Origin of the sequence: Actinomadura rupiterrae (assembly GCF_024172125.1) — a bacterium.
GTDB lineage: Bacteria > Actinomycetota > Actinomycetes > Streptosporangiales > Streptosporangiaceae > Spirillospora > Spirillospora rupiterrae.
On the sequence record NZ_JAMZEA010000009.1, the window covers coordinates 442,653 to 450,741 of the forward strand.

Annotated in this window: 8 protein-coding genes; all 8 read left to right on the forward strand. The window is 73.9% G+C overall.

Going from position 1 to position 8,089, the window contains the following annotated elements:
* The first annotated feature begins 2 nt into the window (after nucleotides 1-2).
* Nucleotides 3-953: an ABC transporter permease gene (locus tag FHU30_RS32060; protein WP_253880866.1), complete on the forward strand. Its 951-nt coding sequence runs from the start codon at nucleotides 3-5 to the stop codon at nucleotides 951-953.
* Nucleotides 950-1,801, forward strand: a complete 852-nt coding sequence (locus FHU30_RS32065; RefSeq protein WP_253880867.1) for an ABC transporter permease — start codon at nucleotides 950-952, stop codon at nucleotides 1,799-1,801. Before FHU30_RS32060 ends, FHU30_RS32065 begins: the two co-directional genes overlap by 4 nt.
* Nucleotides 1,798-2,565 (forward strand): SMP-30/gluconolactonase/LRE family protein, encoded by a 768-nt coding sequence (locus tag FHU30_RS32070; RefSeq protein ID WP_253880868.1) that lies wholly within the window; start codon nucleotides 1,798-1,800, stop codon nucleotides 2,563-2,565. Before FHU30_RS32065 ends, FHU30_RS32070 begins: the two co-directional genes overlap by 4 nt.
* Nucleotides 2,562-3,290, forward strand: a complete 729-nt coding sequence (locus tag FHU30_RS32075) for an SDR family oxidoreductase (RefSeq protein ID WP_253880869.1) — start codon at nucleotides 2,562-2,564, stop codon at nucleotides 3,288-3,290. The genes FHU30_RS32070 and FHU30_RS32075 overlap by 4 nt, the downstream gene beginning before the upstream one ends.
* Nucleotides 3,291-5,087 (forward strand): ABC transporter ATP-binding protein, encoded by a 1,797-nt coding sequence (locus tag FHU30_RS32080; protein ID WP_253880870.1) that lies wholly within the window; start codon nucleotides 3,291-3,293, stop codon nucleotides 5,085-5,087.
* A complete protein-coding gene (locus FHU30_RS32085; RefSeq protein ID WP_253880871.1) occupies nucleotides 5,084-5,656 on the forward strand; it encodes a bifunctional 4-hydroxy-2-oxoglutarate aldolase/2-dehydro-3-deoxy-phosphogluconate aldolase in 573 nt (190 codons plus the stop codon). The genes FHU30_RS32080 and FHU30_RS32085 overlap by 4 nt, the downstream gene beginning before the upstream one ends.
* 45 nt (nucleotides 5,657-5,701) lie before the next feature.
* A complete protein-coding gene (locus FHU30_RS32090) occupies nucleotides 5,702-7,249 on the forward strand; it encodes a right-handed parallel beta-helix repeat-containing protein (RefSeq protein ID WP_253880872.1) in 1,548 nt (515 codons plus the stop codon).
* A partial coding sequence (locus FHU30_RS32095; RefSeq protein WP_253880873.1) for a sugar kinase occupies nucleotides 7,246-8,089 on the forward strand: 844 nt, incomplete at its 3' end. The genes FHU30_RS32090 and FHU30_RS32095, both read left to right, overlap by 4 nt.

Consider the following 8,089-nt stretch of genomic DNA (forward strand, 5'->3'; position numbering starts at 1 on the left):
TCATGATCCGTTACAGTCTGCGCCGCGTCCCGTCCGGGGTGCTGGTGCTCGCGGTCGCCTCGGTGCTGGTGTTCGCGGTGCTGCGGCTCGCGCCCGGCGACCCCGCCGTGGTACTCGCCGGACCGGACGCCCCGCCGGAGACGGTCGCCAAGGTACGCGCCCAGCTCGGCCTCTCGGACTCGCTGCCCGCGCAGTACGCGCACTGGCTGAAGGGCCTGCTCACCGGCGACCTCGGCCACTCCTACATCCTCGGCGCGCCGATCGGGAAGCTGATCGGGCACGGCCTCGGCGCGACGCTGGAGCTGACGCTCGGCGCGCTGGTGCTCGCCGTGCTGATCGGCGGCGCCGCCGGGATCGGCGCGGCCGTCCCGAGGAACCGGCAGGTCCGGGCGCTGGCGAACGGGTTCACCAGCCTCGCGGGCGCGGTCCCGCCGTACGTCACCGGCGTGCTGCTGGTGCTGCTGTTCGCGGTGACCGTCCGGCTGCTGCCCGCCGGAGGACGCGTGCCGATCCTGTCGGATCCGGGCATCGGCTGGCAGTACCTGATCATGCCCGCGCTGTGCCTCGCGCTGCCCGTCGCGGCCGTCCTGGCCCGGTTCCTGGCCGCGTCGATCCGGCGCGTCCGGGACGAGGACTACGTCCGGACCGCCGTCGCCAAGGGCATCGCGCCGCGCCGGATCCTCGTCCGGCACGTGCTGCCGAACGCGCTGCCGCCGGTCGTGACCGTGCTCGGCATCCAGGTCGGGCAGCTGCTCGGCGGCGCGATCGTGGTCGAGGCGATCTTCGCCTGGCCCGGTGTCGGGCAGCTGCTGCTCCAGGGCGTCCTCGGCCGCGACTACCTGCTCACCCAGGACCTGCTGCTGCTCGCCGTCGCGGTGTTCGTGGTCCTGCAGACCCTGACCGACCTCGTCCAGGCCGCCCTGGACCCGCGCCGCCGGCTGGAGGGCCGATGACAGCAGTGATGGAGGCTCCGGCCGCCGCGCCGAGACGCGGGCAGTGGCGGCGCGGGTTCGGCACGCCGTCCGCGCGGATCGGGCTGGCCGTCGTCGGGCTGATGTACCTCGCCGGGCTCGCCGCGCCGCTGCTGACCGGGCACGATCCGGAGGCGCAGAGCGCGCACGCGCTGCTTGGCCCGGGCGGCGGGCACCTGCTCGGCACCGACGAGTACGGCCGCGACCTGTGGGCGCGGGTGCTGTACGGGATCCGGGTGGACGTGCTGGTCACCGTCGTCGCCGTCCCGATCGGGGCGGTGCTCGGCACCGCGCTTGGCGTGCTGTGCGGCGTGCACCGCTGGGTGGACGTCGTGCTCCAGCGCGCGTTCGACGTGATGCTCGCGTTCACCGCGCTGATCCTCGGCGTGACCGTCGCGGCGGTCATCGGGCCCGGGCTGCCCGCGGTGCTGGTCACGGTCGCCGGGGTGAACGTGCCGCTGTTCGGCCGGATCGCGCGGGACGCGGTGCTGACCCAGCGGGACCTGGACTACGTCGTCGCCGCCCGCACCGTCGGCGTCGGGCCCGTCCGGCTGCTGCTGCGGCACATCCTCCCGAACGGGGTGGACGGCCTGGTCGTGCAGGGCGCGCTGTCGCTGTCGCTCGCGGTGTTCGTGGAGGGCGCGATGAGCTTCGTCGGGATCGGCGTCCGCGCGCCCGCGCCGTCGCTGGGCTCGCTGCTGCGGTCCAGCGTGAACTTCCTGCACCAGAACCCCGCGTACGCGGTCGGGCCGATGGTCGCGGTGACGCTGCTGGTCGTCGCGTTCAACCTGGTCGCCGACGGGCTCGGGAAGGGGCTGCTGAAGCGATGATCGAAGCCATCGGAGACGTGCGGGCGCTGGTCGGCGAGGGCCCGGTCTGGGACGGCGAGCGGCTGCTCTGGGTGGACGTCCGGGGCGGCCGGGTGCACCGCACCGACCTCGGTACCGGGCACACCGAGACCACCGACGTCGGTCCGCCGGTCTCGTTCGTCTGGCCGACGTCCGGCGGGCCGCTGCTCGCGCGCGGGTTCGACCTGCTGCTGGACGGCCGGAAGATCGCGACCCTCCCCGCCCGTCCGGGCGAGGAACGCTGCAACGACGGCGTCGTGGACGGCGCGGGCCGGATCTGGATCGGCACGATGGGCTCGCTCCGCGCGGCCCGCCTCTACCGGATCGACCCCGGCTCCGCGCCCGTCCCCGTGCTGGACGGCCTGACCGTGTCCAACGGCATCCGCTTCAGCCCGGACGGCACGCGGCTCTACCACGTGGACACGCCCACCGGACGCGTCGACGTCCATGACGTCGAGGACGGCGTCCTCGCCAACCGCCGCACGCTCGCCGAGGTGCCCGGGCCGGGCCTCCCGGACGGGATCGCCGTGGACGAGGACGGCCTGGTCTGGGTCGCGCTGTGGAACGGCGGCGCGCTCGTCGCCTACACCCCGGACGGCGTGCTCGCCGACCGCGTCGAGCTGCCGGTCTCGCACCCGACGAGCTGCGCGTTCGTCGGCGACCGGCTGCTGGTCACCAGCGCGTCGCGCCCGCTCGGCGACCAGGCCGGGCCCTTGGACGGCGCGCTCCTGGAGGTCGTCCGATGAGCGCCCGCGTAGCCGTCGTCACCGGTGCCGCACGAGGCATCGGCGCCGCTATCGCCGCCGAACTGGCCGCTCGTGACCATCTCGTCGTCGGCGTGGACGTCCTGCCGGGCAGCACCTTGCAGATCGACCTGACTGACGCGGACGCGCCCGAGCGCGTTCTCGCGGCTTGCCCTTCGCCGCCTGCCGTCCTCGTGAACTGCGCGTTCACCGAAGAACGTGCCCCGATCAGCGAAGGAACCGACGACGGCTGGGCGCGGACGTTCGAGGTGTCGCTGCACGCGGCCGTCCGGCTGTCGCGGGCCGTCGTCGCGGCAGGCGCGGCAGGCGCAACGGCCGCGGCGGGCGCGGCGAGTGCGGCGGAGGCGATCGTGAACGTCGCGTCCGTGCACGCCGGGTTCGCCGCGCCGGGGTTCGCCGCGTACTCGGCGGCCAAGGCGGGGCTCGTCGCGTTCACCCGGTCGGCCGCGCTGGAGTGGGGGCCGCTCGGGGTGCGGGTCAACGCCGTCTCCCCCGGCTTCGTCGCCGTCGAGCGCAACGCGCACGTGTGGGGCGACGACGCGGCGCTCGCCGAACGCGTCCGGGCGTACCCGCTGGGCCGCCCGGGCCGTCCCGAGGAGGTCGCCCGCGCCGCCTGCTTCCTCGCCTCGTCCGAGGCGTCCTATGTCACCGGTGCCGTCCTGCCCGTCGACGGGGGACTCACCGTCCGCCTCCCGGAGGTGCTGTAGATGCTCGAAGTGAAGGACCTGGTCACCCGCTTCCCCGGCCACACGGCCGTGGACGGCGTGGGGTTCGCCGTCGCCGCCGGGGAGACCGCCGCGCTGGTCGGCGAATCCGGGTCGGGCAAGTCGGTGACCGCGATGTCGGTGCTGAACATGGTCCGCGCGCCCGGCCGGGTCGCGTCCGGCGAGGTGCTGTTCCAGGGCCGCGACCTGCTGAAGCTCTCCGAGCGCGAGCTGCGGGACGTGCGCGGCGCGCGGATCGGGATGGTGTTCCAGGACCCGATGTCCTCGCTGAACCCGGTCATGCGGATCCGCGACCAGATCACCGAGGGCATCCGCGGCCTGCCCGCGAAGGCCGCCCGGGACCGCGCGGTCGAGGTGATGACCCGCGTCGGCATCCCCGACCCGGAGGCGCGCCTCGCCGACTACCCGCACGCGTTCTCCGGCGGGATGCGGCAGCGCGTGATGATCGCGATGGCGCTGGCGAACCGGCCGGACCTGATCATCGCGGACGAGCCGACCACCGCGCTCGACGTGACCGTCCAGGCGCAGATCATCGACCTGCTCGCCGAGCTGAACCGCGACATCGGCACGGCCGTGCTGCTGATCACGCACAACCTCGGCGTGGTCGCGCGGCTGTGCTCGCGGGCGCTGGTCATGCGGCACGGGAGGATCGTCGAGTCGGGCCCGGTGGACCGGCTGTTCGCCGAGCCCGAGCACGAGTACACGCGCGCGCTGCTCGCCGCCGTCCCCCGGCTGGACGGCCCGCGCGATCTGCCGCCCGCCGGGGACGGCGCGGTCCTGGAGACCCGGGACGTCGCGATGGCGTTCACCTCGCGGCGCGCGTTCGGGCGGAAGGCCCCGGTCGTGCGGGCGCTGGACGGCGTGAGCCTGTCGGTCGCGCCCGGCGAGACGCTCGGGCTGGTCGGCGAGTCGGGCTGCGGCAAGTCGACGCTCGGGAAGGCCGTCCTCGGCATCCACCGCCCGACCGGCGGCAGCGTCACGGTGAACGGCGTCGCGCTCGGCCCGCGCACCGAGCGGCGGATCCGCGGCGACGTGCAGATGGTCTTCCAGGACCCCTACAGCTCGCTCGACCCGCGCATGACGATCGGCGCGCTGCTCCGCGAGCCGCTGGAGGTGCACGGCTTCTCCGGCGACCGGGACGCGCGCGTCGCCGAGCTGCTGGAGCTCGTCGGCCTGGACGCGTCGATGGCGGACCGCTACCCGCACGAGTTCTCCGGCGGGCAGCGGCAGCGCGTCGCGATCGCGCGGGCCCTCGCGGTCGAGCCGAAGCTGATCGTCTGCGACGAGGCGATCTCCGCGCTGGACGTCTCGCTCCAGGCGCAGATCGTCGCGCTGCTCGGCGACCTCCAGCGGCGGCTCGGCCTGGCGTACCTGTTCATCGCGCACGACCTGGCGGCGGTCCGGCGGATCTCGCACCGCATCGCGGTCATGTACCTCGGCCAGGTCGTCGAGCTGGGCCCGGCCGACGCGCTGACCGGCACGCCGCTTCACCCGTACACGGCCGCGCTGCTGTCGGCGGTGCCGGAGCCGGACCCGCCGCTGGAACGCCGGCGGGAGCGGATCGTCCTCACCGGGGACGTCCCGTCGCCGCTCGCTCCGCCGCCGGGATGCCGCTTCCACGGCCGCTGCCCGGTCGGACCGTCCGTCCACCCGGACCGGACGATCTGCGCCACCGAGACGCCGGTGCTGCGGGAGGTCGCGCCGGGACGCCACGTCGCCTGCCACTTCGCCGCCGAGGGCCTGCCGGTCGCTTCGTCCGCGACGGAGGTCCCGGCATGACCGGGCGGGCGATCGCGATCCTGCGCGGGCGGGACGACCGGTACCTGATCCCCGCCGCGCGCGTCCTGCTGGACGCCGGGCTGCCGCTGGAACTGCCGCTCACCACGCCCGGCGCGCTCGCCGCGATCGAGGCGCTCGGCGGCCGTGTCGGCGCGGGAACCGTGCTGACCCGCGACGCTGCTGCCGACGCGGTGTCCGCCGGAGCGTCCTTCCTGGTCACACCCGCCATGGTGCCCGAGGTCATCGCCTACGGCAACGACCACGGGGTGCCGGTGTACGCGGGCGCGCTGACCCCGACCGAGGTCTGGGACGCGCACCGCGCCGGGGCGCCCTTCATCAAGATCTTCCCGGCGTCGAGCGTCGGGCCGGAGTACGTCGCCGCGCTCCGGCAGCCGTTCCCGGAGCTGCGGTACGTACCGGTCGGCGGGATCGGGCTCGACCAGGCGCCCGCGTACCTGGCGGCCGGGGCGGTCGCCGTGGGCGTCGGCTCGCCGCTGGTCGGCGACGCCCTGACCACCGGCGATCTCGACGGCCTGCGCGACCGCGCCCGCCTCTGGGCCGCCCTCTGACCTCTGCGTTCTCGTCTCCTTCCCCCCACATGAAAGGGAGTCGTCATGCGTCGGATCTCCACCTCACTGGCCGCCGCGCTGCTGGGCGCGGGCGGTGTGGCCGTGCTCGCCGCGCCCGCGCACGCCGCCGGGACGTCCTACCACGTGGACTGCTCGGCCACCGGAACGGGCGACGGCAGTTCGTCCGCGCCCTTCACTTCGCTGGCCTCCGCTAACGCCGTGTCGTTGAAGCCGGGCGACTCGATGCTGTTCCGGCGGGGCGTCACCTGCCAGGGGCAGTTCGCGCCCACCGGGTCGGGTTCGGCGTCCGCGCCGGTCGTGATCGGGGCTTACGGGGACGGCACTGCACGTCCGAAGATCGATGCGAACGGCGCGACGAACGCCGTTCTGCTGGACGCGTTCCCCTACGTGACGCTGCAAGACCTGGAGCTGACCGCGCCTGGCGACAACACGGCCGTCCGGCGCGGCCTGTACGTCTACGCCTCCGACGCGGGCACGGTTCCCGGCATCACGGTGCAGCGGCTCTACGTGCATGACGTGCGAGGGAAGATGCCGTCCACGACCGGAGCGGGGGCCGGGACGGGCAAGTACGCCAACGCGACCGGCGGCGTCGTCATCGAGGCGCAGGGGACGACCACACCGACCGCCTTCACCGGCCTCTCCGTCCTGGACAACACCATCGCCTCGGTCGACCGGCAGGGCATCTACACCTGGACGAACTGGTGCCGCCGCCCCGAACTCGCGTCCTTCTGGAACACCCTGTGCAGCGCCGCCTGGTTCCCCGGCAACGGGTTCACCGTGCGCGGCAACACCCTCTCCGACATCGGCGGCGACGGGATCGTGGTCAAGGGCTACGACGGCGCGCTGGTCGAGCACAACACGCTGACCGGCTTCAACAAGCGGTCCGGCAGCCCGAACGCGGGCATGTGGACGGCCAACAGCCGCAACGTCACGTTCCAGTTCAACGACGCGTCCGGCGGGACGACCACCAGCGACGGCATGGGCTACGACGTGGACCACTCCACCGACGGCATCGTGTTCCAGTACAACCTGTCGCACGGCAACCAGGGCGGCTTCTTCCTGCTCTGCCCCTACGACAAGCCGACCAAGAACTTCACGATCCGCTACAACGTCTCGATCAACGACTCGGCGCGCGGCTTCCAGGTCTGCGACGGCGCGCTGACCGGCGGGAAGATCTACAACAACACGATCTACATCGGGAACGGCGTGAACCAGACCGTCGTCACCGAGTCGACCGCGGCCACGCTGGACGTCGCGTTCACCAACAACATCGTCCGCAAGGACCTGTCCGGAACCGCCGGCTGGAAGCTGGACGACACCAACTGGAAGCTCGACCACAACGTCCTGGCGGGGGTGAGCGCCAATCCGGCGTGGGCGACCGGCACCATCACGTCCGCGCCGCTGTTCGTGTCGCCCGGTACCGTGACCGCCGCCGCCTACAAGCTCCGCACCGGCTCCCCCGCGCTGGACGCGGGCGCGGTGATCGCCGGAAACGGCGGGCGTGACTACTGCGGCACGGCGATCCCGTCCGGCCCGCCGAACATCGGCTTCTACCAGGGGCCCGGCCTGTGAGCCTGCTCGTCACCCTCGGCGAGGTCCTGGCCGTCGTCGGCGCAGAGGAACCCGGACCGCCGCGCGTCGGCTCCGGGTTCCGGCTGACGGTGGCCGGGGCCGAGTCGAACGTCGCCGTCGGCGCGGCCCGGCTGGGCGCGGACGTCGCGTTCGCGGGCCGCGTCGGCGACGACGAGTTCGGGACGCTCGCCCGGACCGTCCTGCGCGGTGAGGGCGTCGATATCGGCGCGCTCCGCACCGATCCCGGCGCGCCGACCGGCCTCATGGTGAAGCTGCGCCGCCTGCCGGGCACGGTCGGCGTCCGCTACTACCGCGCGGGCAGCGCCGGATCGCGCCTGAGCCCGGACGACCTGCCCGAGGATCTGCTGCGCGCCGCGTCCGTCCTGCATGTCTCCGGGATCACGCCCGCGCTCTCGGCCTCGGCGCGGGACGCGGTGTTCTCCGCTGTCGAGACGGCGTCCAGCGCGGGGGCCCTGGTCTCGTTCGATGTCAACTACCGCGCTCGGCTGTGGACGCCCGACGTCGCGCGGCCGGTCCTGTCCGATCTGGCGTCGCGGGCCGACATCCTGTTCGCGGGCGAGGACGAGACGCACGTCCTGTCGTCGGTTCCGGACGTCCCTGAACTGCTGCTCAAGCGCGGCGGCCAGGGCTGCACCGGACGGTTCGGAGGCGTCGAGACCAGCCGTCCGGCCCGCCGCGTGACCGCCGTCGACCCGGTCGGCGCGGGCGACGCGTTCGCCGCCGGGTACCTGGCCGACCGGCTCGCGGGCCGTCCGCCCGCCGAGGCCCTGGAGACCGCGCTGACCACGGGCGCGTTCGCGGTGACCCAGCCGGGCGACT